At 59.7% G+C, this 26404-nt stretch carries 31 protein-coding genes; 15 read left to right on the plus strand and 16 right to left on the minus strand.

Going from position 1 to position 26404, the window contains the following annotated elements; translation table 11 throughout:
* Positions 1–396 precede the first annotated feature (396 nt).
* From LQ231_RS17890 to LQ231_RS17925, 8 genes are all read left to right on the plus strand, one after another.
* Positions 397–1497, plus strand: coding sequence for an ABC transporter ATP-binding protein (locus tag LQ231_RS17890; RefSeq protein WP_230172648.1), 1101 nt, complete (start codon positions 397–399; stop codon positions 1495–1497).
* Between the two features lie 11 nt (positions 1498–1508).
* Positions 1509–2423 carry an ABC transporter permease gene (locus LQ231_RS17895; protein ID WP_230173405.1) on the plus strand — a complete coding sequence of 305 codons (915 nt, stop codon included), beginning with the start codon at positions 1509–1511 and terminating at the stop codon, positions 2421–2423.
* Entirely contained in the window at positions 2416–3222 is an 807-nt protein-coding gene (locus LQ231_RS17900) for an ABC transporter permease (RefSeq protein WP_230172649.1), read from the plus strand. Before LQ231_RS17895 ends, LQ231_RS17900 begins: the two co-directional genes overlap by 8 nt.
* Before the next feature lie 38 nt (positions 3223–3260).
* On the plus strand, positions 3261–4295 hold the full coding sequence (locus tag LQ231_RS17905; RefSeq protein ID WP_230173406.1) for an extracellular solute-binding protein: 1035 nt from the start codon (positions 3261–3263) through the stop codon (positions 4293–4295).
* A 73-nt stretch (positions 4296–4368) separates the two neighbouring features.
* Complete coding sequence (locus LQ231_RS17910; RefSeq protein WP_230172652.1) at positions 4369–5550, plus strand: serine hydrolase; 1182 nt, start codon at positions 4369–4371, stop codon at positions 5548–5550.
* Between the two features lie 32 nt (positions 5551–5582).
* Positions 5583–7253, plus strand: a complete 1671-nt coding sequence (locus LQ231_RS17915) for an amidohydrolase (protein WP_230172654.1) — start codon at positions 5583–5585, stop codon at positions 7251–7253.
* 30 nt (positions 7254–7283) lie between these two features.
* Positions 7284–8957, plus strand: coding sequence for an amidohydrolase (locus LQ231_RS17920; RefSeq protein ID WP_230172656.1), 1674 nt, complete (start codon positions 7284–7286; stop codon positions 8955–8957).
* An 8-nt stretch (positions 8958–8965) separates the two neighbouring features.
* Positions 8966–9661 (plus strand): TetR/AcrR family transcriptional regulator, encoded by a 696-nt coding sequence (locus tag LQ231_RS17925; protein WP_113142279.1) that lies wholly within the window; start codon positions 8966–8968, stop codon positions 9659–9661.
* Here the strand turns inward: LQ231_RS17925 and LQ231_RS17930 are convergent.
* Both LQ231_RS17930 and LQ231_RS17935 read right to left on the minus strand, forming a co-directional pair.
* Positions 9658–10497 (minus strand): amidohydrolase, encoded by an 840-nt coding sequence (locus LQ231_RS17930; RefSeq protein WP_230172657.1) that lies wholly within the window; start codon positions 10495–10497, stop codon positions 9658–9660. The genes LQ231_RS17925 and LQ231_RS17930 overlap by 4 nt on opposite strands.
* A gap of 72 nt (positions 10498–10569) precedes the next feature.
* Positions 10570–11397 (minus strand): IclR family transcriptional regulator, encoded by an 828-nt coding sequence (locus LQ231_RS17935; protein ID WP_113142281.1) that lies wholly within the window; start codon positions 11395–11397, stop codon positions 10570–10572.
* A 237-nt stretch (positions 11398–11634) separates the two neighbouring features.
* Between LQ231_RS17935 and LQ231_RS17940 the strand changes: the two genes are divergently transcribed.
* Positions 11635–12369, plus strand: coding sequence for an SDR family oxidoreductase (locus tag LQ231_RS17940; protein ID WP_230172658.1), 735 nt, complete (start codon positions 11635–11637; stop codon positions 12367–12369).
* A gap of 98 nt (positions 12370–12467) precedes the next feature.
* Positions 12468–13310, plus strand: coding sequence for a fumarylacetoacetate hydrolase family protein (locus LQ231_RS17945; protein ID WP_230172659.1), 843 nt, complete (start codon positions 12468–12470; stop codon positions 13308–13310).
* A gap of 43 nt (positions 13311–13353) precedes the next feature.
* Here LQ231_RS17945 and LQ231_RS17950 read toward each other — a convergent pair whose 3' ends face one another.
* The 3 genes from LQ231_RS17950 to LQ231_RS17960 all read right to left on the minus strand — a co-directional run bounded on the left by LQ231_RS17950 (position 13354) and on the right by LQ231_RS17960 (position 17183).
* Positions 13354–14019 carry a hypothetical protein gene (locus LQ231_RS17950; protein ID WP_230172660.1) on the minus strand — a complete coding sequence of 222 codons (666 nt, stop codon included), beginning with the start codon at positions 14017–14019 and terminating at the stop codon, positions 13354–13356.
* Positions 14020–14152: 133 nt separating this feature from the next.
* Positions 14153–15592 (minus strand): NAD(P)(+) transhydrogenase (Re/Si-specific) subunit beta, encoded by a 1440-nt coding sequence (locus tag LQ231_RS17955; protein WP_230172661.1) that lies wholly within the window; start codon positions 15590–15592, stop codon positions 14153–14155.
* A 19-nt stretch (positions 15593–15611) separates the two neighbouring features.
* Positions 15612–17183, minus strand: coding sequence for a Re/Si-specific NAD(P)(+) transhydrogenase subunit alpha (locus tag LQ231_RS17960; RefSeq protein WP_230172666.1), 1572 nt, complete (start codon positions 17181–17183; stop codon positions 15612–15614).
* Between the two features lie 256 nt (positions 17184–17439).
* Between LQ231_RS17960 and LQ231_RS17965 the strand changes: the two genes are divergently transcribed.
* Positions 17440–17604: a DUF1328 domain-containing protein gene (locus LQ231_RS17965; protein ID WP_113142550.1), complete on the plus strand. Its 165-nt coding sequence runs from the start codon at positions 17440–17442 to the stop codon at positions 17602–17604.
* A gap of 88 nt (positions 17605–17692) precedes the next feature.
* Here LQ231_RS17965 and LQ231_RS17970 read toward each other — a convergent pair whose 3' ends face one another.
* Positions 17693–18448 carry a Crp/Fnr family transcriptional regulator gene (locus LQ231_RS17970; RefSeq protein WP_230173407.1) on the minus strand — a complete coding sequence of 252 codons (756 nt, stop codon included), beginning with the start codon at positions 18446–18448 and terminating at the stop codon, positions 17693–17695.
* Positions 18449–18573: 125 nt separating this feature from the next.
* On the opposite strand from LQ231_RS17970, the gene LQ231_RS17975 reads away from it, so the two are divergent.
* Positions 18574–18972, plus strand: coding sequence for a hypothetical protein (locus LQ231_RS17975; RefSeq protein ID WP_230172668.1), 399 nt, complete (start codon positions 18574–18576; stop codon positions 18970–18972).
* Here LQ231_RS17975 and LQ231_RS17980 read toward each other — a convergent pair.
* Complete coding sequence (locus LQ231_RS17980) at positions 18940–19506, minus strand: RNA polymerase sigma factor (RefSeq protein WP_113142288.1); 567 nt, start codon at positions 19504–19506, stop codon at positions 18940–18942. The genes LQ231_RS17975 and LQ231_RS17980 overlap by 33 nt on opposite strands.
* Positions 19503–19712 carry a NepR family anti-sigma factor gene (locus LQ231_RS17985; protein ID WP_113142289.1) on the minus strand — a complete coding sequence of 70 codons (210 nt, stop codon included), beginning with the start codon at positions 19710–19712 and terminating at the stop codon, positions 19503–19505. Before LQ231_RS17985 ends, LQ231_RS17980 begins: the two co-directional genes overlap by 4 nt.
* A gap of 161 nt (positions 19713–19873) precedes the next feature.
* On the opposite strand from LQ231_RS17985, the gene LQ231_RS17990 reads away from it, so the two are divergent.
* Positions 19874–20038: a DUF1328 domain-containing protein gene (locus LQ231_RS17990; RefSeq protein ID WP_113142290.1), complete on the plus strand. Its 165-nt coding sequence runs from the start codon at positions 19874–19876 to the stop codon at positions 20036–20038.
* A 66-nt stretch (positions 20039–20104) separates the two neighbouring features.
* Here the strand turns inward: LQ231_RS17990 and LQ231_RS17995 are convergent, their stop codons facing one another.
* The 5 genes from LQ231_RS17995 to LQ231_RS18015 all read right to left on the minus strand — a co-directional run bounded on the left by LQ231_RS17995 (position 20105) and on the right by LQ231_RS18015 (position 23768).
* On the minus strand, positions 20105–20302 hold the full coding sequence (locus tag LQ231_RS17995; protein ID WP_230172669.1) for a hypothetical protein: 198 nt from the start codon (positions 20300–20302) through the stop codon (positions 20105–20107).
* Positions 20299–20649, minus strand: a complete 351-nt coding sequence (locus LQ231_RS18000; protein ID WP_230172670.1) for a hypothetical protein — start codon at positions 20647–20649, stop codon at positions 20299–20301. Before LQ231_RS18000 ends, LQ231_RS17995 begins: the two co-directional genes overlap by 4 nt.
* A gap of 83 nt (positions 20650–20732) precedes the next feature.
* A complete protein-coding gene (locus LQ231_RS18005) occupies positions 20733–21806 on the minus strand; it encodes a putative zinc-binding metallopeptidase (protein ID WP_230172671.1) in 1074 nt (357 codons plus the stop codon).
* 68 nt (positions 21807–21874) lie between these two features.
* Positions 21875–22861 carry a sensor histidine kinase gene (locus LQ231_RS18010; protein WP_230172673.1) on the minus strand — a complete coding sequence of 329 codons (987 nt, stop codon included), beginning with the start codon at positions 22859–22861 and terminating at the stop codon, positions 21875–21877.
* Positions 22862–22973: 112 nt separating this feature from the next.
* Positions 22974–23768 (minus strand): response regulator, encoded by a 795-nt coding sequence (locus LQ231_RS18015; protein ID WP_113142295.1) that lies wholly within the window; start codon positions 23766–23768, stop codon positions 22974–22976.
* Between the two features lie 152 nt (positions 23769–23920).
* On the opposite strand from LQ231_RS18015, the gene LQ231_RS18020 reads away from it, so the two are divergent.
* Positions 23921–24109: a NepR family anti-sigma factor gene (locus tag LQ231_RS18020; protein ID WP_113142296.1), complete on the plus strand. Its 189-nt coding sequence runs from the start codon at positions 23921–23923 to the stop codon at positions 24107–24109.
* A 105-nt stretch (positions 24110–24214) separates the two neighbouring features.
* Here LQ231_RS18020 and LQ231_RS18025 read toward each other — a convergent pair whose 3' ends face one another.
* Positions 24215–24667: a hypothetical protein gene (locus LQ231_RS18025; protein WP_230172675.1), complete on the minus strand. Its 453-nt coding sequence runs from the start codon at positions 24665–24667 to the stop codon at positions 24215–24217.
* Positions 24668–24669: 2 nt separating this feature from the next.
* Complete coding sequence (locus tag LQ231_RS18030) at positions 24670–25053, minus strand: DUF883 family protein (protein ID WP_113142298.1); 384 nt, start codon at positions 25051–25053, stop codon at positions 24670–24672.
* 186 nt (positions 25054–25239) lie between these two features.
* Between LQ231_RS18030 and LQ231_RS18035 the strand changes: the two genes are divergently transcribed.
* The gene (locus LQ231_RS18035; RefSeq protein WP_007598265.1) at positions 25240–25437 is read left to right on the plus strand and encodes a CsbD family protein; all 198 of its coding nucleotides are present in this window, start codon (positions 25240–25242) and stop codon (positions 25435–25437) included.
* 62 nt (positions 25438–25499) lie between these two features.
* Here LQ231_RS18035 and LQ231_RS18040 read toward each other — a convergent pair whose 3' ends face one another.
* Positions 25500–26357 (minus strand): aromatic ring-hydroxylating dioxygenase subunit alpha, encoded by an 858-nt coding sequence (locus LQ231_RS18040; protein ID WP_230172677.1) that lies wholly within the window; start codon positions 26355–26357, stop codon positions 25500–25502.
* Between the last annotated feature and the right edge of the window lie 47 nt (positions 26358–26404).

Below are 26404 nucleotides of genomic sequence, written 5' to 3' on the forward strand. Positions count from 1 at the left end.
CCCCAACGATGGAGGGTCGCTGCAAACGCGTCAAGCCGATGCTGCACGCGTAAAACGCAGGCCTGTCATGCGCTTCGCGAAAATCTTCTCGGGCTTGCGAAATAAAAATGGTCAAACGACCAATTTAGAGGCAACATGCCATTAATCAGGCTGATCCGGACACGCCGAACGGATCAGACAAAAGCAACGGGAACATCGGCGAGACAGGGTAAAATGCGGATTTTCGGCGCTCTGCCTTGCGTCGCCGCACTGAGTGGAGGATTTCGCAGACCGCAATTGGGATGGCACGCGAATTGCGTGACGACAGTTGCAAGAAGCAGTTGGCGATCCGCCCTGGCAGGTCGCGGCTGCGTGAAAACTCTCCACGCCTAAACCCAACATAAACGGGGGCACTGCTTGAGTTCCATATCCCAGAAGGCAGCCATTGAGATCCGCGGCGTCAGCCGTGTTTATGGATCGGGCGGAGGCAAGGTGACCGCACTGGACGGCATCAACCTGACAATCCGCGAGAACGAATTTTTCACCCTGCTCGGACCGTCCGGCTGCGGCAAGACCACGCTCCTGCGGCTGATAGCCGGGTTCGATTTCCCGACCACCGGCGAGATCCTGCTCTATGGCGAGGACATCGCACCGCTTCCGCCGTTCAAGCGGCCGGTCAACACGGTGTTCCAGAGCTACGCGCTCTTTCCCCATATGACGGTTGCCGAAAACATCGGCTTCGGCTTGAAGATGCTCGGCAAGCCGGCAGCCGAGGTCAAGGCGCGCGTCGACGAGATGCTCGAACTGGTCCACATGGTGCCGATGCGCGATCGTCAGGTCAGCCAGATCTCCGGTGGCCAGCAGCAGCGCGTGGCGCTGGCCCGCGCACTTGCCCCGAAGCCGAAGGTTCTGCTGCTCGACGAGCCGCTGTCGGCCCTCGACTACAAGCTGCGCAAGGAAATGCAGATCGAGCTGAAACGCGTCCAGGCCGAAACCGGGATCACCTTCATCTTCGTCACCCATGACCAGGAAGAAGCGCTGACCATGTCGGACCGCATCGCGGTCATGTCGACCGGCAGCTTGCGCCAGGTCGGTTCGCCCTGGGACATCTACGACCGCCCGGCCGAACGTTTTGTCGCCGACTTCATCGGCGAGACGAACTTCCTCGAGGCCGATGTGCTGTCGGTCGAAGGTGACCGCGCCAGGGTCCGGCTCGCGTCTGGAACCGAAATTCCGGCAACCTTCCCGGACCAGACCACGCCGTCCGGCAGGGTCACCGTGGTCATCCGCCCGGAACATGCCCGCATCGCCGGCCCCGATTCAGCCTCGGTCCTGTCGGGCACGGTCGAGACGGTCGTATATCTGGGAACGGATACGCATATCCACATCCGGCTCGGCGACGGCGCCTTGTTCATGATCCGCCAGCAGAATGCCCGCAGCGGTCATTGCGGCATCACCGAAGGCGATACGGTCGGCATCGAGCTCAGCGACGATGTCGCGCAGATCCTGAGGGATTGACCATGAGCGCGATGAAGACGGCCCCCGAAAATGCCCGATCGCGCGACGTCAAGAACCGCTGGCTGCTCAGCCTGCCTGCGCTTCTCATCATCTTCATCGCCGCCGCCGGACCGCTCCTCGTCATGCTGATCTATTCGTTCATGGCGAAGGGCGACTATGGTGACGTGAAGTTCGGCGAATTCTCGTCGGAGGGCTGGTTCTCGGTCTTCTTCCAGCGCGACATGTTCGATGACACCCTCGGCCTCGCCAGCGCGCATATTTCGATCATCTGGCGTTCGCTGCAGCTGTCGTTTTTCACCACGCTGCTGACAGTGTTTCTCGGCTTTCCGACCGCCTATTTTATCGCGACACGGCCGCCCAGTTCACGCGAGATCTGGGTCTTCCTGGTGACCATCCCCTTCTGGACCAACCTCCTGATCCGCACCTTTGCCATGCAGCAGGTGATCCGCAACGAGGGACTGTTGAACAACGCGCTGATCTGGCTCGGTGTGATCAGCAGCCCGCTGCAGATCATGTATACCGACACGGCCAACCTGCTGGGCATGACCTATGTCTACCTGCCGCTGATGGTCCTGCCGCTCTATGCCTCGATCGAGAAGCTCGACTTCAGGCTGGTCGAGGCGGGATATGACCTCTATGCCAACCGCTTCCAGGTGTTGCGGCGCATCGTCATCCCCCTGGTCATGCCCGGCATCATCGCCGGCTCGATCCTCGTTTTTATTCCCTCGCTCGGCGCCTATGTCATTCCGCGCGTGCTCGGCGGCGGCAAGAACATGATGCTCGGCAACCTGATCGAGATGCAGTTCGGCGCGGGTCGCAACTGGCCGCTCGGGGCCGCCATGTCGATCACGCTGATGGCGCTGGTCATGGTCGCCTTGATCTTCTACGTGCGCAACGCCTCACGCTCGGGAGCAGGCCATGTTTAAGCCACGCTTCGACATACGCGCCCAACCTGGCTTCGGCTTCATTGCCCTCTTCACCTTCTTCGCGCTCTACCTGCCGATCGGCGCGCTTGTGGCCTATTCCTTCAATGGTGCGGAATCGCTGTCTCATTGGGACGGGTTCTCGCTGCGTTGGTTCGAGGCCGCCTGGCAGAACTCTGCCGTGCAGGATGCGGCCATCCGCTCGCTGATCATCGCGGTCTGGGCTGCGACGCTTGCGACGATCGCGGCAACCATGGCCGCACTCGCAACCACCCGGACCGAGCCTTATCGCGGCCTGACCTTCAAATATGCGCTGATCAATCAGCCGATCATGGTGCCGGAAATCGTCACGGCCGTGGCGCTGTTGATCGTCTTCTCGCGGATCAAGGTCTGGACCGGTTATTCCGGCCTCGGCTACCTGATCGCCGCCCATACCGCGTTTTGCATACCCTTCGCCTATCTGCCGATCAGGGCCCGGCTGGAGAGCATGGACCTGACGCTGGAACGGGCAGCAGCTGACCTTTACGCCACCCCCTGGATGGCGTTCCGCCATGTGACTTTCCCGCTGCTGCGCCCTGCCCTGATCGCCGGCTTCATGCTGGCCTTCGTCATTTCGCTCGATGACGTCGTCATCACCGAATTCGTCAAATCCGGCGGGCAGGACACGCTGCCCACCTACATGCTGGGTCAGTTGAGGCGTGAAACCACGCCCGAAATCAACGCGATCGCCACGGTCTTCCTGGCGCTGTCGACAGCGCTGGTCATCATCGTCTTCATCGTCAACAGGCGCAAACAACAATAATTCGACGTCATAACAACAGAGAGGAACGAACTATGAAAATGAAATGGATGACGACAACCGCAACAGCGCTGATCGCAACGCTCGCCTTTGCAGGGGCGGCCTCTGCCGCCGGTGAGCTCAACATCTACAACTGGGGCGACTATACGAGCCCTGAACTGATCAAGAAGTTCGAACAGCAATTCGACGTCAAGGTAACTGTCACCGACTACGATTCCAACGACACGGCGCTCGCTAAGATCCGCACCGGCGGCCATGGCTTCGACGTCGTCGTGCCCTCGTCCAACTACCTGCAGATCTTCATCAAGGAAGGCCTGCTGGCGGAAGCACGCCCGGACCAGATGGAGAACTTCAAAAATGTCGACGAGCGCTGGGTCAACGTCGATTGGGATCCGGGCCGCCACTATTCGGTTCCGTGGCAGATCGGCTTCTCGGGCATCGGCATCAACACCAAGGTCTATGGTGGCGACATCAACACCTCCGCGATCTGGCTCGATCCTCCGCAGGAACTGGTCGGCAAGATCAACGTCGAGCCGGAGATGAATGACGTCCTTTTTGCCACGATCAAGTATTTTGGCGGCGAGTGGTGCACCGAAGACAAGGAGCTTCTGAAGAAGGTCCGCGACAAGTTGGTGGAAGCCAAGCCGAAGTGGCTGGCGATGGACTACAGCGTCACCGAAAAGCTGCCGGCCGGCGACTATTCCGCCGTCTACTACTGGAATGGCGCCATCCTGCGATCGCGCCTGAAAAACCCGGACATCAAGTTCGGCTATCCGAAGGAAGGATTCCCGATCTTCATGGATTCCGTCGCTCTGCTGAAGGACGCGAAAAATCCCGAAAACGCCAAACTTTTCATGAACTTCATCATGGAGCCGGAGAACGCCGCACTGATCTCGGCCTTTGCGAAATACGCCAACGGCATCAAGGGTTCGGCGGATTTCATGCCGGCCGACATGAAGGATGCGCCAGAACTCATCGTGCCGGCCGAATTTGAAAAGGCAGGCGAGTTTCTGAGCAGCTGCTCGCCGGAAGTTGCAAACCTCTATACCCGCATCTGGACCGAAGTGCAGAAATAACCAGGTCCGAAAGTCCCTATCCTCATGACCCACGGGGGAGCGTCATGCTCCCCCGGACGGGAGGAGCATTTCCATGACCACCGAATTTGCCAAGGCGCACGGCTTTGAGCGCAATGAAGTCATGCTCGCAACCTGGCGAAACGGCCCTTTCAGCCGCTGGAGCTTTTCCAATGTCGGCGAAGTGGTGCCAAGTGCCGGGATAGCGGCTGCCGCCGAACGTCCAGAAGTAGCCCTGGCATTTTCGCCCTTGCTCGACCAACCCATGCAGACCGGCCTCGCCGGCCGTGAGACGGCCCGCGCCTTTCTCGACTATGCCCATACTGACGCCTTCGTGCTGATGCGCCGCGGCCAGATCGTCGCCGAGCATTACGCACCGCATGCCGACGTCAACCAGCCGCATATCGTCTTTTCGGTCAGCAAATCGCTCACCGCGCTTTTGATCGCCAACCTTGAGGCCGACGGCCTGATCGACCCGGACAAACCGGTGACCAGCCTTCTGCCGGAAGCGGCAGGCTCCGCCTATGGCGACTGCACCATTCGCGACGTGCTCGACATGCGCGTCAGCCTGCAATTTCACGAGGCCTATCTCAACACCGATGGCGCCTATGCCCGCTATCGCCGCGCGACGCTGTGGAACCCGGCCGATCCGGCAACCCCGACCGAGACGCTACTCGCTTTCCTGCTCACCCTGAAGAAGGCCGACCATGCCCATGGCGGCGCGCATTTCTATGCCTCGCCGAATTCCGACCTGCTCGGCATCCTGGTAGAGCGCGCCACCGGCAAGCGTTATGCCGAAGTCTTTTCCGAACGCTTGTGGCAACCGCTTGGCGCCAAGAACCATGCCGCGGTGACCGTGGATGCCGAAGGATCCGCCCGTGCCGCAGGCGGCGTCTCGGTGACCGCGCGCGATCTTGCCCGTATTGGCGACATGGTGCGCAACAACGGCCTGGTCGACGGCCGCCAGGTGGTCCCGCAAGCCTGGATCGCCGACATGCTCGAAGCTGGCGACCATCAGTCCTGGGTGGACGGCAAGCCCAACCTTTTGCCCAATGGCCGCTATCGCAGCCAATGGTATCAGAGCGGCGAAGCCGACGGCGCCTTTTGCGCCATCGGCATCCATGGCCAGTGGCTTTATGTCGATCCGTCCACCGAGACCGTGATCGTCAAGCTCTCGTCGCAGCCCAACCCGCTGGATGACGAGTTGAAGCAGGACAATTTCGCCTTCTTCCGTGCGCTCTGCGCCGAAGCGGCCTGAACAACACGTCGATAAAAACCGGAATGACCACCATGTCCCAGACCGCCGACCTGATCATCAACAATGCCCGCGTGCTGACAATGGACCCCAGCAATCCGCGCGCCGAAGCCATCGCGATTGCGGGAAACCGCATCCTCGCCATCGGGTCGGAGAGCGAGATCCAGGCATGCGCCAATGCCTCCACGCGTGTGATCGACGCAGAGGGTGCGACCGTCCTGCCGGGCTTCAACGAAGCGCATATGCACATCTTCCCCGGCTCGGTCTCGCTGCGACAGCTCAACCTGCACGGTATTCAGGGTTTCGACGCGCTGAAGACCGCGATCCTCGACTACGCAGCTGCCAATCCCGATGAGCCTCTTCTGATGGGCTTTTCCGCCGACTATTCGATCATTGCCCTCGGCCAACCCGTCACCCGCCAGCATCTCGACGCCATCCTGCCCGAGCGCCCGTTCATGATGTTCGCCCCCGACCACCATACGGCCTGGGCCAATACCATGGCGCTGGAACAGGCCGGGCTTCTGCACGGCAAAGATGTCGGCATCGGCAATGAGGTCGTCATGGGCGCTGATGGAATGGCCAGCGGCGAACTGCGCGAAGGCAATGCCTTCGGCCCGGTCGCGGCCTTGGCCTCGACAGGCGGCCGCGAAGAACTCGGCATGGTCACCGGCATGGACCCGGACAGTGTGACGCCGGAGCAATATGCCCTCGACCGGGCGATCCTGAAGAACGGCCTCGACTATTGCGCCTCCTGGGGCGTGACCTCGATCCAGAACTTCGACGGCAACCACTACCAGCTGCGCCTGATGCGCGATCTGGAACAGTCCGGCGAACTGCCCTGCCGCATTCGTATTCCCTTCCACATGAAGAACTTCATGGACCTTGTCGAACTCGACAAGGCCGCCGAATGGAAGACGGAATTTGCCACCGACATGGTCCGCGGCGACTTCGTCAAGGTGTTCATGGACGGCGTGCTCGACAGCCAGACCGCCTTCATGCTCGACGGCTACGGCGATCGTCCTGATTATGATTACGAGCCGCTGTTCACGGCGGACGCCTTCGACGCCATTGCCACCAAGGCCGACGCGCTCGGCCTGCAGGTTGCCGTGCACGCCATCGGCAGCGCCGCCATCCGCCAGACGCTCGATGGCTATGAAGCCGCGTTGAAGGCAAACGGCCGGCGGGACAATCGCCACCGTATCGAGCATATCGAGGTCATCCACCCGGACGACATTGCGCGCTTCGCCGAACTCGGCATCGTCGCCTCGATGCAGCCCGTACATTATCCCGGCGGCACCTGCTTCCCGGCCGAACCGACGACGGACAAGATCGGCGAAGACCGCTGGCAATATGCCTATGCCTGGCGCACGATGAAGGAGGCAGGCGCCACGGTCGTCTTTGCCTCCGACTGGCCGGTTTCGCCGGTCTCGCCCTTCCAGTGCATCCAGGATGCCCTGACCCGCAAACCCTGGAAGGATGGCCTGCCCGACCAGCGGTTCTCGCTGGAAGAAGCGCTCGAGGCCTATACCGCGATTGGCGCCTGGGTCGAATTCATGGAAGACCGAAAGGGCAAACTGAAGCCCGGCTTTCTTGCCGACATCGTGGTGCTCTCGACCGACATGGAAAGGGTCGCACCGGAGGAGATCATGGCCAAGGTCCGCGCCGCGATCACCATCTGCGACGGCCGGATCACCTATCAGTCCTGATCGATCGGTAAGAGCAAAAGGGACCACATCATGAGCACTACTGCCGATATCATCATCCACAATGCACGCATCCTGACCATGGATGACGATAGGCCCACGGCGCAGGCGATCGCGCTCGCCGGCAACCGCATTCTCGCAGTCGGCACCGACGCCGAGATCATGGCCTATTCCGTGCCCGCGACCCGGATGATCGATGCCGGCAGCGCTTCGGTCCTTCCGGGTTTTAACGAAGCCCATATGCATATCTTCGGCGGCTCTGTCGGCCTCGGCCAATTGTCGCTGATGGGGATCAAGGGCTTCGATGCCCTGAAGGCCGCCATACGCGCCTACGCCACCGAAAACCCTACCAAGCCCCTGCTGGAAGGGCTCTACGCCGACTATACGATCCTGTCGGAAGAAGAGCGCGTCAGCCGCCACCATCTCGATGCGATCATCGCCGATCGCCCCTTCGTGATGATGGCACCCGACCGCCACACCGCCTGGGCCAATACGATCGCACTGGAAAAGGCTGGCATCCTGCACGGCCGCGACGTCGGCATCGGCAACGAGATCGTCATGGGCGATGATGGACTGGCGGCGGGCGAATTGCGCGAGACCAATGCGTTCAGCCCGGTCATGGCGCTGAGCGAAACCGGCGGCCGCGAAATGCTCGGCAGTGCTACCGGTGGCGACCCGGACCATGTGACGCCGGAACAAAGAGCTGCCGACATTGCGGTTCTCAAGAAGGGCCTCGCCTATTGCGCCGCCCAGGGCATCACCTCGATCCAGAACATGGATGGCAGTCTCTACCAGCTGGAAATGCTCCAGGAGATCGAGGACACCGAAGGGCTGCCTGTGCGTGTCCGCATGCCCTACCACATGAAGAATTTCATGCCGCTTTCCGATCTTCAGGACAAGGCCGCCGTCTGGCGCGGGCGCTTCAAATCCGACAAGCTGCGCTGCAACTTCGTCAAGATGTTCATGGATGGCGTGACCGAAGGCGAAACCGCCGTCTTCGTCGACGATTACAGCCACAAGCTCGGCTGGAAAGGCGAACCGCTGTTTACGGCCGAACATTTCAACAGCATCGCCATTGAAGCGGACCGTCTCGGGCTGCCGGTGACGGTGCATGCCATCGGCGACGGCGCGGTGCGCATGGTGCTTGACGGCTATGAGGCCGCGATCCGGGCCAATGGAAAACGCGACAGCCGCAACCGCATCGAACATATCGAGGTCGTGCATCCCGACGACATTCCGCGTTTTGCCGAACTCGGCACCATCGCCTCGATGCAGCCGACGCATCCGCCGGGCTCGGCCGGCCTGCCGCTCGAACCCTATCTGACCTATATCGGCGAACAGCGCTGGCGCTATGCCTTTGCCTGGAAGACCCTTGTCGATGCCGGGGCCACGATCGTCTTCGCCACCGACTGGCCGGTCTCGCCGCTGCCACCGCTGAGCTGCATCACCGATGCCATGACCCGCACGCCGTGGCGGCAAGACATGCCGGATCATCGCCTGACGCTCGACCAGACACTGGTCGCCTATACCCGCACCAGCGCCTGGGTCGAGTTCATGGAAGACCGCAAGGGCATGTTGAAACCCGGCTACTATGCCGACGTCGTGGTGCTTTCGGGCGACATCGAAACCTGCCCGCATGCCGGGATTGTCGATCTGTCGCCGCTTGTGACCATCTGCGACGGGCGTATCACCTACCAGGTCAGCTAAGGACGACGATGGACGACAAACAGGCATCAGCAGTGGTGACCGAGGCGGCCGGCGAAAGCCAGCGCGGCCGGCCGGCTGGTGCCACGCGCAAGGGTCTAGAGACACGCGCCCGGATCATCAAGGGCGCGCTCGACGCGCTGGAAGACGGCGGCATGGGCGCGCTCACCACCCGCCGCATCGCGGAAAGCGCCGGCGTCAAGCTCGCCACCCTGCACTATTACTTCGACAGTAAGGAAAGCCTGTTGCTGGCCGTGCTCGAAGACCTGATTGCCGACATGGACAAGGCCTATCAGCGTGATGAACCCTTACCGGACGATCCGGAAGACCGGGTCGAGGCGTTGATCCGCGCCAGCTGGCACTATATCCAGCACACCCGCGCCAAGCAGATCGCCCAGACCGAGCTGACCCTGTATGCGCTCCGGACCAAAGGCTCGGAATGGCTCGCGGCACGCCAGTATAATGCCTATATCGACTTCTATGGCCATCTGGTCTTTGCCGACAACGACCAGATCACCAGTGAGCGCAAGCGCATCGGTCGCGCCGTCGCCCGCCAGATCCTGATCGGCATCGACGGCATCATCCTGCAAAGCTACGCATTGCAGGATCAGTCTGCCTCCAATGACGATGTCGAAGCGCTGATCATCGCCATGCGCGGCTATCTGCGCCGGATGATGGCCGACAGCAGCGAACGGGAAGACCGCTAGGACAGCGCCCACAGGCGTTTGGCATTGTCCGAAAACAGCGCCTGCCTGTCTTCCAGACTGACGCCGGAGAGCAGCGCCTGCGTGGTCGCAACCCAGGTCGACAGGCCACCTCCGAGCGTACAGACCGGCCAATCCGAGCCCCAGACCGCGCGATTGAAACCGAAGGCATCGATCACATGGTCGAAATAGGGCTTCATGTCATCGAGCGTCCAGTTCTCGAGATCGCCATAGGCCGGAATGCCGGAAATCTTGACGCGGACATTGGAACGCGCGGCGATCTGGGTGATGCCCTGCTTCCATGTGTCGTAACCCTGGCCCTTGATGTCAGGAACGCCGCAATGGTCAAGGACAAAGGTCACGTCCGGGGCCAGATCGACCAGTGCCTTGGCCTTGTCGATCTGGTGCGGCAGCATGCACAGATCGAAGGTCAGATCGGTGCCGGACAGGCGCTTGATGTTTTCGCGAAACAGCGCACCCTCGGAGACATCGTCAGGCACGACATGCAGCACCCGGCGAAAGCCCTTGACGAAGGGATTGGCGCGCTGCTGTTCCAGGTAGTCGGGGAAATCTTCATCCTCCGGCCGGCAGGCGGCGATCACGCCACGGATCATGTTGCCGGGCTTGTGCGAGATCGACTGCACCATCTCCGTCTCGGCCGCCATATCGACGGCATCGACATCGACCTCCATATGGAGCATCGCGCTGATACCAAGCCGCCGCGCCTCGCGCGCATAACGCTCATAGGTAAAGTCCGCGTCGAGCGCCGGCACGTCCTTCAGCCAGGGATAACGCAGCCAGTCGCGATAGATCAGGTGCAGATGTGTGTCGATGATCATAGGTGCCTCCTCCAAAGCGCCGACTGCCATTTCGTAAACTGCCCATTAGTAAACGGAGAATTCTGCGGTAAACTACTCTTCTCCCGATATGCCGGCCCCGGCAAGATCGGAAAGCCGCTTGGCGGTGTTGAGCAACAGCTGGATCGTGTTGGTGATATCCGGCGCGCCTGGCGTATTGATCAAGGTGATATAAGGCACCGTCAAGGCTGCAATGGCGGTTCCGTCGGCAATCACGATCGGCGCCGTCAGGTTGATGACACCCGCGGTCTGCGCGCTCGGCATCATCTCGTAACCGCGCGTCACCACCTGGTTCAGCCGCGCTTCGAATGCCGGCGTCATGCGATCGCCATCGCCGCCACTGCCGACATGTTCGCAGACCATCATCGCCCGCGCTTCCCGGCTGCGAAATGCGAGTAGCACATGCCCGGACCCGGTATCGAACAAGCCCATACGTGAGCCGATCCGGATCGAAATCCCCCAATATCCCGGCGCTTCCTGCTGGGCAATCACCACAGGATGGCCGCGGTCATAGACGACGAGGTGATTGGCCTGATGGGACGTCTCGCCCAATTCCCGCATCAGCGGCATGGCAAACGAAGCGAGCCGGCGTGTCGGCACATGCATCTGTGCGAGGCCGAAAAGCTTCAGCGTCAGTGCAAACCGATCACCATCGAGGCGCGCCACATAGCCGCGGCGCACGAGGCGATCGAGCATGCGATAGAATTCGTTCGGGCTGCGATCCAGCCGCTTGGCGATCTCGGCCTGCGTCAGGCCGCCATCGACACCGGCCAGCAGTTCAAGAATATCGAGCCCCTTGTCGAGAGCCGGCGCCCGGTATCGGTCATGTTCTTGCTCGGCCTCGGTCAACCCTACCCCTTTTCCAGCACTCTGTTTTGCCATGGCGATTTATGAATAAGTGCTTTGCCTGTGAATTAGGCTCGCATTGGCGATCGTTTTATGCAACCCATATGAACGCAATTTGGGAGAGAGCCCCGCTTTTCCGCAACGCCAATCAAGTGTTGCGCAAGTGCGGGAACGGGAGTGGTCGAAGACGGGAAACCCGGAGGGGGAACGCGGCAGCAGGCGTTTTACAGCCGCAACCGGTCGTTCGACAGCAAGCACGAGGATGCATTGAAGATGAGACTACCCCTGCAGGATAAACGCGTTCTGGTCACGGCCGCCGGCCAGGGCATCGGCCGCGCCAGCGCACTCGCATTCGCAAAAGCCGGCGCCAGCGTCGTCGCCACGGATATCAATGCCGAAGCCCTAAAGAGCCTCGATGGCGAGACGGGGATCGAAACCAGGGTTCTGGATGTGCTGAAGGACGACGCGGTGAACGCCGTCATCGCAGCGACCGGACCGTTCGACGTGCTGTTCAACTGCGCCGGTTTCGTGCATTCCGGCTCGGTTCTCGACATGGCCGACAAGGACCTCGACTTCGCCTTCGACCTCAACGTCCGCGCCATGATCCGCACCATCCGGGCCGTGTTGCCCTCGATGCTGGAGCGCGGCGACGGTTCGATCATCAACATGGCCTCGGTCGCAAGTTCGATCAAAGGCGTGCCGAACCGTTGCGCCTACACCGTCACCAAGGCCGCCGTCATCGGCCTGACCAAATCCGTCGCTGCCGACTATGTCACGCAGGGCATCCGCTGCAACGCCATCTGCCCCGGCACCGTCGAAAGCCCGTCGCTTCAGGACCGCATGAAGGCACAGGGCAACTACGACGAAGCGCGCGCCGCCTTCATCGCCCGCCAGCCGATGGGCCGCCTGGGCACACCGGAAGAAATCGCCGACCTCGCCGTCTATCTCGCCGGCGCCACCTATACCTCGGGCCAAGCCTACGCGATCGATGGCGGCTGGGGCATCTGACAGGCCCCCGGATGATATCGACCGATATGCAGCCGCAACCATACAATTAAGCAGAGAGCGCCTTACGCACTCTGCTCAGCAGAAAAGGAACCAGACCAATGAAACTCATGCGCGTTGGCCCACTCGGCCAGGAAAAGCCGGCCCTTCAGGACAAGGATGGCAAGATCCGTGATCTGACCGGTCATGTGACGGACATTGGCGGCAGCGCCATCTCGCCGGAAGGTCTGGCCAGGATCGCCGCCCTTGATCCGGCAAGCCTGCCGGAAATCAGCGGCGAGCGCATCGGTGCCTGCGTCGCCGGCACCGGCAAGTTCATCTGCATCGGCCTCAACTATTCCGACCACGCCGCCGAAACCGGCGCGCAGGTTCCGCCAGAACCGGTCATCTTCATGAAGGCGACCTCGGCCATCTGCGGTCCGAATGACGACGTACTCGTCCCGCGCGGCTCTGAGAAGACCGACTGGGAGGTCGAACTCGGCGTCGTCATCGGCAAGACGGCGAAATATGTCTCGGAAGCCGACGCCATGGACTATGTCGCCGGTTACTGCGTCTCGCACGACGTGTCCGAACGCGCCTTCCAGACCGAGCGTGCCGGCCAGTGGACCAAGGGCAAGTCCTGCGACACCTTCGGCCCGATCGGACCATGGCTGGTGACCAAGGACGAGATCGCCGATCCGCAGAACCTTGGCATGTGGCTGAAGGTCAATGGCCTGACCATGCAGAACGGCTCGTCGAAGACCATGGTCTACGGCGTCGCCCACCTGGTCTCCTATCTCAGCCAGTTCATGTCGCTGCACCCCGGCGACGTCATCTCGACCGGCACGCCCCCGGGCGTCGGCCTCGGCATGAAGCCACAGCGTTTTCTCAAGGCCGGTGATGTCGTCGAGCTCGGCATCGAGGGGCTGGGCAGCCAGAAGCAGACGTTCAAGGCGGATGTTTAAAATCAGGATTTCAGTGGCAGGAGGCTGTGAAAGCAGCTTCCTGCTACCAACTGGACCGCCAGACTTCCACCATCATTTCAAAGCCACTACCAACAAAATAAATAAGCATTACCAAAAGAAATAGCGTCCACATGAAGAAGAACAACTGAGGAATTTTTTCAGGGAACTCGGTACCTTTGTAAAATGACGCACCTTGACCTGTGGCTTGGGGAACTCTCAGAGGGTAAAGGTTCCAGTACACATTTCTAAGATTCCATTCTTTTGTCGCTTGTCGGATCGACTGACGAGAAGCAAGAATTCCCGTAAGCGATATCAGACTGACACTGCACCCAATCACGCCCACAGCGACCATTGCGCAGAGACGCGCAGCAAAAAATACATTTGGCGCGCCCCAAGGAAGTCCGACAAGGACCGCCAGAGCATTAATAAGAAAACCCTGAAATGTTAAAGACCAAACAATGCGTTGGTTTGTAATTGTATCTTCACGCTCAATCTCGGCACGATAGTATTCGTAATATCTAATGCGATGATCCGGGTGAACATCTTCTATTTGAGCCCTACTAACTGGAACAAGTTCAAACTCATCTGCAAGGTAGCTCAATGGAGCGCCAAGCGCCTTCCTGATTCGCGCAAATCTCCAAAAAACAAAAATAAGCAGTGACACTCCCCCGAAAAATGCCGAACATTGAAATAATAGCCATAATTTCATAGAATACCTCATACACTGATAAGAAAAAACTACAGGCAATACTATTGCTACCAAAAAAATACAATATTTCAACATTTAAACAAAAAAGCCGGGCGTCTCCGCCCGGCTCTTGAAGATCAACGAGACACGCGCCTCACTTGATCATTGGCAGAAGTTCGCTGACCGACTTCTTCGCATCACCGTAGAACATCCGTGTATTGTCCTTGTAGAACAGCGGGTTCTCGATGCCGGAATAGCCAGTGCCCTGGCCGCGCTTGGAGACGAAGACCTGCTTGGCCTTCCACACCTGCAGCACCGGCATGCCGGCGATCGGGCTGTTGGGATCCTCCTCGGCCGCCGGGTTGACGATGTCGTTCGAGCCGATGACGATGACGACGTCCGTGGTCGGGAAATCGTCGTTGATCTCATCCATTTCCATGACGATGTCATAGGGCACCTTGGCTTCGGCGAGCAGCACGTTCATATGGCCCGGAAGACGGCCAGCCACCGGGTGGATGGCGAAGCGCACGGTCTTGCCGGCTGCCCTGAGCTTGCGGGTCAACTCCGAGACCGCCTGCTGTGCCTGGGCAACCGCCATGCCGTAGCCCGGCACGATGATGACGCTGTCGGCATCGTTCAGCGCATTGGCAACGCCTTCCGCATCGATGGCGATCTGTTCGCCCTCGATCTCCATCGCCGGTCCCGTCGTACCGCCGAAGCCGCCGAGAATAACCGAGACGAAGGAGCGGTTCATCGCCTTGCACATAATGTAGGAGAGGATCGCACCCGAGGAGCCGACCAACGCACCGGTGACGATCAACAAGTCGTTGCCGAGCGAAAAGCCGATGGCAGCGGCTGCCCAGCCGGAATAGCTGTTCAGCATCGAGACGACCACCGGCATATCGGCGCCGCCGATGCCCATGATCAGGTGATAGCCGATGAAGAAGGCGAGCAGCGTCATCAGAACCAGCGTCCAGATGCCCGCACCGTTGAAGAACATCACCAGCAGGATGATCGAGCCCAGCGCCGCCCCTGCATTGAGGAAATGCCCGCCCGGCAGCTTCTTCGCCTTGCCGTCGACCTTGCCGGCAAGCTTGCCGAAGGCGATGACCGAACCGGTGAAGGTAACCGCACCGATGAACACGCCGAGGAAGACCTCGACCTTGAGGATTGCGATTTCCACCAGATCCTTGTGGGCGAGCTTTTCGGCAAAACCGGCCAACGTCGACAGGTCACCGCCCGCCGCCTTCAGCGCCAGAACGGTGCCGAGTTCCAGTTCGGCATTGTAGCCGATGAACACGGCGGCAAGGCCGACGAAGGAGTGAAGCGCCGCCACAAGCTGCGGCATTTCCGTCATCTGCACGCGGGCAGCGACATAGTAGCCCATGACCGAGCCGCCGGCGATCATCACCAGGATAATGAACCAGTTGCCGACGCCCGGGCCGAATACGGTGGCGGCGACGGCAAGCGCCATGCCGACAATGCCATACCAGACGGCGCGTTTGGCGCTTTCCTGGCCGGACAGACCGCCGAGCGAAAGGATGAAGAGAACAGCAGCGGCGATATAGGCCGCAGATACGATACCGATTGTCATAGTCTTTTCCCCTCTCCGATCACGACTTCTGGAACATGGCGAGCATGCGCCGTGTCACGAGGAAGCCGCCGACGATGTTGATCGTCGCGATCAGCACTGACAAAGCCGCCAGGATCACCACCAGCCAGTTGCTGGAGCCAACCTGCAGCAGCGCACCCAGAATGACGATGCCGGAAATGGCATTGGTCACCGCCATCAGCGGGGTATGCAGCGAGTGGCTGACATTCCAGATCACCGAGAAACCGATGAAGCAGGAGAGAACGAAGACGATGAAATGGCTCATGAAACTTTCCGGCGCATAGGCACCGACGACGAGCAGCAGGAGAGTGGATATCACCAGCAGACCGACCTGGTTGCGGGTCTGCGTCTTGAACGCGGCAACTTCCTTGGCGCGTTTTTCCGCAGGCGTCAGTTCCTTGACCTTCTCCTTCGGCTTGGCCGCCGCAATCGCCTGGATCTTCGGCGGTGGTGGCGGGAAGGTAATCTCGCCCTGGAAGGCAATGGTCGCACCGCGGATGACGTCGTCTTCCATATTGTGCACGATCGCGCCGTCCTTGGCCGGCGTCAGGTCGGTCATCATATGGCGGATATTGGTCGAATAAAGCGTCGATGCCTGGGCGGCCATGCGGCTCGGAAAGTCGGTATAGCCGACGATCGTCACGCCGTTCTCCGACACGATCTTCTGGTCGGCAACGGTCAGGTCGCAATTGCCGCCGCGCTCGGCGGCAAGGTCGATGACGACCGAACCCGGCTTCATCGCAGCCACCATGTCGGCCAGCCACAGCTTGGGCGCATCACGGCCCGGGATCAGCGCCGTGGTGATGACAATGTCGATCTCGGGCGCCAGTTCACGGAACTTGGCCAGCTGCTTTTCGCGAAACTCGGGCGACGAAGGTGCTGCATAACCACCGGTCGCGGCGCCATCCTGGTTCGCTTCGAATTCGAGATAGACGAACTGAGCGCCCATCGATTCGATCTGTTCGGCCACTTCCGGGCGCACGTCGAAGGCATAGGTGATGGCACCCAGCGAGGTCGCCGTGCCGATCGCGGCCAGACCGGCAACGCCGGCACCGATGACAAGAACCTTGGCCGGCGGCACCTTGCCGGCAGCCGTGACCTGGCCGGTGAAGAAACGACCGAAATTGTTGCCAGCCTCGATCACCGCGCGGTAGCCGGCGATATTGGCCATCGACGACAGGGCGTCCATCTTCTGGGCTCGGCTGATGCGCGGCACCATGTCCATGGCAATGACATTGGCGCCGGTCGACTTGGCCTGCTCGAGCAGATCCTTGTTCTGGGCCGGATAGAAGAACGAGATCAGCGTCTTGCCGGGAGCCAGTCGATCGACCTCCACGGTCTCCGGCGGGCGCACCTTGGCAATCACATCCGATGTCGAAAACAGCGCCTCGGCGCTGTCGACAACGGTGACGCCGACGGCGCGGTAGGCCGCGTCCGAAAATCCGGCTGCCTTGCCGGCGCCAGCTTCGATCAAACAATCATAGCCGAGTTTCTGCAACTGAACCGCGCTATCCGGCGTCATCGCGACGCGCGCTTCTCCCCCATAAATCTCCCTAGGCGAACCGATTTTCAAACCCATCTCCCTCTCGAACCTCGCTGCATCAGCCAATCCCTCCGTCAAAAGTCGTAGGGACTCTTCACGGCGGAACCGATCAGATGCACGCGCGGCTGTCTAGTATACTTGAGTGCGCAAGTGACGGTTTTTGTCGCAATGGGAATAGCTTAAAACGATTTTTGTTGCGCCGCACAATCGGGCGACAAGCGCACAGATGGAACAATCGCGCGGGCTGCGGGGTTATTCGTTCGAATTCAATCAAACGGAGATGACCATGCTGCACTGGATCCTGATCTTGCTTCTGATTGCCGCTGTTGCAAGCCTTCTCGGCTTCCGCGGCGTGGCAGGCGCCTCCGCAGGTATCGCCAAGATCCTGATTTTCATCGTCCTGGTCGTCCTGATCATCGCTTTGTTTACCGGTGTCCTGATCGTCGCCTGACCCAATACTGGCGGGACATCATTGCGCGACACGAAATCGGCCGGCTCTGACAAGAGCCGGCCGATTTCGTTCCAACCTGGTCGCCGCTTTAGAGAAATGGACGCATGCGCGGTTCACCGGGCGTCCAGCGCGCGGTATCGCGTAAACCTTCCGGATCCAGAACTTCGCAACCTCGGTCACGCCACAGGATGTAACCGCGATCGGACAGTTTTTTCAGCGTCTTGTTGGTGTGCACGATGGACAGCCCGAGCGTATCGGCAAAATGCGTCTGGGTAATCGGGATATGCCGGCGACTTTCGTCCAGAAGACCGGCAAGGCGTCCGCGCTCGAACAGGAAGGCCAGCAGGTAGGAGGCCCGTTCAAGCGCCGAACGCCGGCCGATGCTCAGCAAATGCTCGTCGAGAATTGTTTCCTCCCGTGAGGCGAGCCAGGTCAGATCGAAACCAAGGCCGGCATGGCGCTCGAACAGACTGAACAGGCGACTGCGCTCGAACACACACAGCCTCATCGGCGTCATCGCCTCGACAGAATGCTGCATCTCGGCCATCACGGCCCCCTGCAGGCCGATCATATCGCCGGGGACCACGTAGTTCAGGATCTGCCTGCGGCCATCCTCAAGAATCTTGTAGCGAAACCCCCATCCGGAGAGCACGGTGTAGAGATGAGCGCTTCTCGCGCCTTCGACCAAGACAGTTGTTCCCGCATCCGCCGTCAGTTCGCCACGCTTGAACTGCGTGACAAACTCCAATTCATCCTCGGTGAATTCTCTAAAATGCGGCATCCGCCGCAAAGGACATTCGTAACAGCTCACTCGAACCGGATTTTGGCGAGTTTCCCCTGCCATGGGATTACCTCGATTGTTTGCCAGTTTGTTCCGCCTGAGGAACACAACCAACGCCGCACATGTCTTTTTTAAATGACGATGGAGAAGCCCAGCACCATAAGCGGGTCTGGAAAAAGGAACAGTCCATGCCACACCCGTCGCTTCATGTTCTCATCGCCGAGAACCAATACCTGATTGCGATGGAGGTCGAACGCATCCTCACCGAAACGCTGGCTTGCGAGGTGACCATCGTTCCCCTCACGCGGCTTGAAAGCGAACTGGCAAAGGCCAAATTCGATATCGTCATCCTGGACGCCGCCCCGAATGACAACCTCAATGCTGTTCGCGGCCGCATGATCGAGGAGGCCGGTGCCGAACCCGTTTTTCTCTCCTCCTACGACCAGTTTCTGCACGCGAGCACCGCGCCGAATGCTTATCCGTTCATCACAAAGCCACCGCAGCCCGAAGCCTTGGCCGAAGCCGTCACTCGGGCTAGGCAGCGCAAAACGTCGTCAGATAGCGAAAGCCTTCTTGGTGACAGCTGAACTGTGTGCATCGGGCCCATAATCGCCCTCACCGCTCACACCGAGGATTTCCTGCAGCTTGTTGCGAGCGCGGTTGATGCGGCTCTTGATCGTGCCGACCGCACAACCGCAGATTTCCGCGGCCTCTTCGTAGGCAAAGCCCGATGCACCGACAAGGATGATCGCCTCACGCTGGTCGCTCGGCAACTGGTCGAGTGCACGCTTGAAGTCCTGCAGGTCCATTGAACCATATTGCTGGGGATGAGTGGAGAGCTGTGACGTGAAAATGCCGTCCGTGTCAGACACTTCACGACCGCGCTTGCGCATCTGCGAATAGAATTCGTTGCGCAGAATGGTGAAGAGCCATGCCTTCATATTGCTGCCCGGCTCGAAATGATCCTGCTTGGCCCACGCCTTCATGATCGTGTCCTGAACCAGGTCATCTGCCACGTGATGGCGCCCCGTCAGCGAAACGGCGAAAGCGCGCAGGTTCGGCAAGGCGGCGAGAAGGTCGCGCTTGAACGCGCGCTGGTTCGCTTCGTCGTCTGCAGTCATTGTGTGCTATCCTTGATCCGATGGCCGTCACCGGCCTGTCGCTCAGCCATGTCCAGACGCTCAAGCAGGCTCAGGAAACGCTCCGGTATTCCCTCCTCCTGCACCGACTGGTAATACTCACGCAATTGCGCCGACACGCCGGGATGCACGGCAGTGACGCCAGGCAACCCGTTCGCCACCGGCGGTTTCTTTGAGTTATGTGTCATATGTTCCAACGGCTCTGTTTCTTTATGGGCTGACAACGGCTGACAGGACCATAGGTTCCCTTCGCCTATGTCTTTTTTAAGTGAAGATCGATTGCGCGGATGCACGATGGAACAATGTTTCGGCTCTGGCGTTTTTCTGCCACCAAAACAGGAGTAAAATCATGCTGTACTACGCTCTCGTCTTCCTCGTCGTCGCCTTGATCGCCGGCGTTCTCGGCTTCGGTGGTATTGCCGGTGCATCCGCCGGTATCGCCAAGATCCTTTTTACCATTTTCATCATCCTATTCCTGATCTCGCTTGCGATGCGCCTGTTTCGAAAGGCTTGAGACAGAAGACGGCAGAATCAAAAGGGCCCTGCATTTGCAGGGCCCTTTTTTGTTCAGCAGAGAAAACTAAAGGACAATCCACACGACAGCGGCAACCATGACCATCAATATGCAGACCATGATGGCAACGGTTGCGGCGCCATAGCGGGGCTGCACTTTCGAACCCAGATCCATGTCCAGGCCGGCGCGTTGGTTAAGATCGACCATCTGGCGATCAGCGGCTAGATCAGGCGACGTTTCGGGATCGTGAGGGGGATGTGTCATTCTACATCCTGAAAACGATCGAGCGGAACCGGAACACGAGCGGGAACCTGGGGCATCATCGCCTGCGCCTCAACTGCGGAACCGCCTGCCGCCTGGTCAAGGCTCGCAAGCTTCGCCGGATCGATCGCGCGGTGAATGTTTCGACCAGCCACCAGCTCTGCGTCGACAGGAACGCAATCGCCGTAAACCACGCCGGCCAGACGTTCGGCGTCCCGCATTTGCTGCGGAAGTGCCGTACGGCATGCTTCACCGGTTTCATAGGAAATGACCGCCACCGGCTCTTCCAGACATGTCGTGTCTTGCGAGTGGCAGGCAACGATTACCATCAAAGCAGCCAGGGTGTTCATCACTGTTCTCCGCGTTAGTTAATCGTTAACGCGGCAAAAACCCCGAAGTTCCGGGGCTTTTGGCAAATTCCCCCGAGCTTGGTTCAGGCAACCCGGCCGGAGCGGATGAGTTGATGAATGTACCGGAGCTTTTCGAACACCGGTTCGGACAGGATGAAGGGATAAAGGTCGTGCTGGCCCATGCTGCGATTGATGCTGTTGATCGCAAGCGTCAGCGGAACCCACGCACGGATCAGTGCTTCCGAACTGCCGCTGCTATAGCTGTCGAAGGTCCTGCTGAGCGTGAGGTCCGAGACATCGGTATCCGCTTCGGGATTGGTTCTAAGACCGAAGGCATCGGCCGTGTCCAGCGCATCGACAATGTGGAAGTAGTGGGCAAACGTTTCGGCAAAGTCCTCCCAGGGATGGCTTGCCGCATAGGCGGTGATATAGCTCAGTTCCCAGCCGACCATCGGGCCTTCGGCATAGTGACGCTTGAGCGCCTCGCCATAATCGACCCGCTCGTCGCCAAAGGCGGCGCGAAACGCATCATATTCGCCACGGTCGCGCACCAGAACATTCCAGTAGTAGTGTCCGACCTCGTGGCGGAAATGACCAAGCAGGGTGCGAAACGGCTCTCCCAGCGCAACCCGCCGTGCCTCGCGTTCCACATCGGACGCCTCGGCAATATTGAGCGTGATCAAACCATCATCGTGGCCTGTCAACACCGGACCATCCTGGGGTGACATGACCTCATCGGCCAGGAACTCAAATCCGAGACCCTGCTCAGGGTCATCCGCGCGCGTCGTCAACGGCAGATTGAAACGCAACAGCGAGTAAAAGAGGTTGCGTTTGGCAAGCTCGATCTTCTGCCAGTTCGCGATGTTTTCCGGGATCGATATGTCCGGAATGGTCACATTATGCCGGCAGGCGACGCAAAAGCCCGACGGATGATTGTCATCCACCAGCCAGTTGCAGCCGCCGATATCGGCATTTTCGCACGGGTGCACTGCCGAACCGTCATCGGAGCCATCCGTAGAGATGACGCCACCGTCGGGCGCAAGTGCCACCATATCCAGCGAGCGCGGCCTGAAAGCCAGACGCGATCCGCAGGTAACACAGCCGTTATTCTCAAAATGAACGACATTTGAACAGTTGGAGCAACTGAACAGGCGCATGATCAATCACCATCATTGCTGGAAAATGTGAATGTAAACGCCTTGAGGCGTTCATGAGTTCATCGCAACTAGTCGAAGATCTCGAGCGGAAAGGTCAATTCATAGCGCACTTCGCTGTGGCGAAACTCGTGCTGGGCCGTGCCGTTGACGGAGGCCGGCACCACGCGCTCGAGCACCGTGCTGCCGAACCTGTTGGTCTTGAGCACAGCGACATCCTCGGCTTCGGCCATGCCGAAAGGCTCGACCCAGAGTATCCGGACCACCGGTCCTTCCGGCGTGTCGAGACGCGTGCAGCTGACCTCGATCGGTCGGCGTCTCTGCAGGAAGTCACCGTGGCTGACCGCGTTGACCACGAGCTCGTGCAGGGCAAGACCGATATGCAGCGAAGCATTGGGTGTGAGAAGCACGTCGTCGCCCGAGACATGCACCAGATCAGCATTCTCCTGGACATACCGGTCGACCTGCTGCTTCAGCAGATCGCGAAAATAGGCACCGCGCCAGCTGCTGTCGGTGATCAGGTCCTGCGATTGCGAAAGCGCGTGCAGACGTCCGCGGAATTTGCCCAAAAACATGTCGAGCGTTCCCGCATAACGGGCCGTCTGCGACGCGATGCTCTGGATGATCGCCAGCAGATTTTTCGATCGATGGCTGACTTCCCGCAGCAAAGCCCGCAGGAGACGCTCACGGCGCCGATCCTCGGTTCGATCAATCACCACGGTGATCAGATGAAGCTCGCCATCCGTCATTTCGACCAGTCTGCAGCGAAACTCGAAAAAGCTGTCATCGCCCGCCTCGATCTCGAGGTCGGCCCGGTCCCCGACATTGACCAATGTCGATTTGATTTCCGTGAGCCGCGCGCCGATGTCAGGACCGAATATGGATTCATCCGTTGGCCGCGCACCGGCTTCGAGGCGCCATTGCGGCGGCAGCGCGGTGATACAGACGTAGGCGCCGTCCTTGTCTTGCAGGATCAGACTGGCACCCATATCGATGAGGGCGGTTATGAAGAACTCGCGCAACTGATCCTCGCCGCGCTGAGATTCAAACCATGTCAATCGATGTACCAAGTGTCCTGCTCCGCCCTTGCTCGGTTCTTGGGATCAGCGCCGGCGCGCGACGCGCCGGCACTTTCTCCTAAGCCCTTGTTTTATTGCGTTTGTTCGCGCTTTAAGCCTGCTCAGCGACCTGTTCGTTGAAGAACAGAGCCTGGCTGATCAGGGCCTTGACCATGTCCGGATTGAAAGGCTTCGTGACCAGGAAGGCGGGTTCCGGTCGTTCGCCGGTCAGCAGGCGCTCGGGGAAGGCCGTAATGAAGATCACCGGAATGCTGTCAACCTTCAGGATATCGTTCACAGCGTCGATACCGGAGCTTCCGTCGGCAAGCTGGATATCGGCCAGCACCATCTTCGGGCTGGTGCGCTTGTAGAGTTCGACTGCCTCGCTGTGTGTCCGGGCGATGCCCGTCACGCGGTGGCCGAGATCTTCCACCATCTGCTCGATATCGAGCGCGATCAGCGGCTCATCCTCGATGATCATGATATCGGTTGCGACCTGGCGAGAAATCTCAGCCGACGCTTCGTTGAAGAATGTGTTGAATTCTCCTTCGCTGACACCGAGCACGGCCGCAGCCTCGGCGGAGGTGAAACCCTCGACCGTGACCAGAAGAAAGGCGTGGCGGGCGCGGGTCGGCACGGCGGCAAGATTGGCGGCAGCGCGCTTTTCCCAGGCAAAGGGTGAGGTGATCGCCGGAAGCTCGACCTTGGTGGAATCATAGATCGTCACGAACAGGTTATACAGCGCCACGCGATCATCACCGGTATCCGGGAAAATCGAGATATCGGCAATCAGCGCTTCCAGGACCGCGGCAACATAGGCATCGCCCGATGTCTGGGAACCGGTAACGGCGCGTGCATACCGCCTCAGATAGGGAAGATGGACGGCGACGCGGGCAGTAAGGGACATGCATTTCTCCAATCGCATATGGAAATACGGGTGCGGACTCGGCTGAAAACGTTCGGTTCAAAAAAAAGTTCCATCGTGGCGGAACTTTTTTGCATCAAAAAGGTTATCAGGCTATTCGCTCCTGCCAAGTGACCCGACGGAATTGGATTAAGATGGCCAAAAGCCCGCAAGACAAGCCTGAAAAAGCCAAATCAGACGACACAAAGGGCCAGAATTCCAATGCGCTCATTGCCTCCAAGTTGCGGGGATATTACGACACCATCATCGAAGAAGGCACGCCGTCGCATCTGATCGACCTCCTCGAGCGACTGCACGAAGCAGAGACCAAGGCGAAGAAGTAAGCAGGCCCTCCCCGGTCAATAAAACCGTCCCGGACCGATTTTACATCGGGTATCCCGCGACGGAACTCCGTCGCGAAATTTTCAATGTCGATTGCCACGGAGCGCTCAATCGTCGTCATCTCTTGCTGAACCCGATCCCTGGCTTTTCGCAAGGACGAAAACAACCGCCGCTATGGCCGCCGTCGCCAGAAGCGATTTGCCACGCATCATCGTCGGCAGACCCGCCAAAATCTGGAGGGTCACCGGATCCGGCAAGCGCGCCCGCGCTGCCCGTTGCCGGGCCAGGATACGCCGTTCCGAACGGCGGTTGAATGCACCGATAACGACCACGACCATGATCGCAACAAACGCCGTCGCTGCAGCAACAATCAACGCGGCTGCCAGCGGACCAAATTCCCGTGACAAGAAGATGCCGAGCGCGATCAGCAGAGCGATATAGGCGGTCAAGCCGAAAAGACCCGCCACGACGGCCCCGATCAGGGACCGCGCAACGCGTCTGGCCGTCGGCCGCACCTTGCCGAAGGCCAGAACACTGAGGCTCTGCATCAACTGCAGCATGATCAGCGCCGGCTGAGCAAGGCGAAGATGTAACCAACGCCGGCGGCGATCGCCAGCGACTGGAAGGGGTGAGCCTGCACCTGGGCCTTCAGGTCCTGCTCGACACCGACCAGCGTATCGCGCGCCGCTTCGACATACTGCGTGGAGGTTTCGGCAGCATCGGCACCCAACTGGCTTGCCATGCTACCAGCTTCGCGGATCTTGCCGCTGCCAAACGAAGCGACCGTCTTGGTCAGCGATGCAAGATCGCGACGAAGATTGTCGATTTCGACCTGGATATCACCGGTGGTCGCGGAGGCATCGGTCGAAGCGAGCGCCTCGATGCGATCGGCAATATCATTTGCCGTGTCTTCGATCTTTCGTTTGCTGGTCGTCGATAGCGCCATGTTCGGAGCCTCCGTAAGCGTTCACAATGATCTAAAGTTCGTGGCAATAACGCAGAAATGCCGTTTTGGTTCCCGTCGTCGATGCCCTTTCTTGAAATGCGGCCTTTGGAACTTCCCAAGCGGCGGGACGTTGTAGCTGCCGAGGACATGAGCCTCTCATCAAACACAAGACACGGGAGATTTCCGATGAATTGGAATCAGGTTGAAGGCAATTGGGAACAGTTCAAGGGGAAGGCCCAGACCCAGTGGGGCAAGCTCACCGGCGATGATCTCGACGTGGTCGCCGGCAAGCGCAAGGAACTGTCCGGCAAGATCCAGGCAGCCTATGGCAAGACCCAGGAAGAAGCCGATCGCGAGATCGACGACTGGATGAGCAAGAACTGAGGCCCGATCGGGTCATGAGCTCAAGAAGCCCGGAGGCACCCGCCTCCGGGTTTTTTTGTTGACTATGCGGCTGTCGTTGCGCCGTAGGTGACGCCCTTTTCCTTCAGCCAGCGCCTGTAGGCGATCGAGGAGGCGTCCGCCCGCGTCGGGATTTCCTTGCGCGGTTCGAGCGGCAGCAGAACGGGACGCTGGTTTTCCAGGATGATCCTGTCCTGCAGGAAGATCAATTGCTGGAAATGCACCAGCTCCGTCGTCGTTGAAACATCGTCGATCAGATACATGATCGGATGCGCCCGGCAACGGTCGGGATCGAGGGGCTGCACGAACAGCCCGATCACGTCCCAGCGCGTCTCGGAGTTCGGACAGGTCTTGTAGAGGATCGTGGTGAACGGCGTCATCACCCGGTACATGTATTGCGTCGTGATGCCATCGGTCGCCGACAGCGCCGCCTGCGGCTGGAAGAACTTGCAGTTTGTTGCCCAGACCTCGTCAGTGTCGCGACGGATCTCGACATCATATTGCTCGACCTCGGTATGGGGTTCGGCGCCGAGAACATCCGTGTGCACGAAGGGAAAATGCGCCATGTCGAGAAAGTTCTCGACGATCCGGAGCCCGGATGCTTTCACCGTCACCACGCCGCAGGCCACGTAACGACGATCAGGCTCGTCTGCCTCCGGCAGGGGAAAGATCTCACGCTCCGGTGTGCCCAGCGTCGTCCAGAGAAAGCCGAAGCGGTGGCGCAACGGCAAGGCGCCTTCGCGGCCTTCGGCAAACACCGCGACCTCGCCATTCTGCTCCTTCACGACGGTGAGGTCCGTTCCCAGAAGGCGGTTTGACGAGCGCCCGACCGGAATGACCGCCTCGGTGTCGATCACGTACCACTGGTCAAGCGATGCCCGATCGATTTCACCTGCCGCCATGTCATGATCCTTCATCTGGGGGTGCGCTGAATTTCCGCTTGAACCCC

This window comes from Rhizobium sp. CECT 9324 (assembly GCF_918741265.1).
Classification (GTDB): domain Bacteria; phylum Pseudomonadota; class Alphaproteobacteria; order Rhizobiales; family Rhizobiaceae; genus Allorhizobium.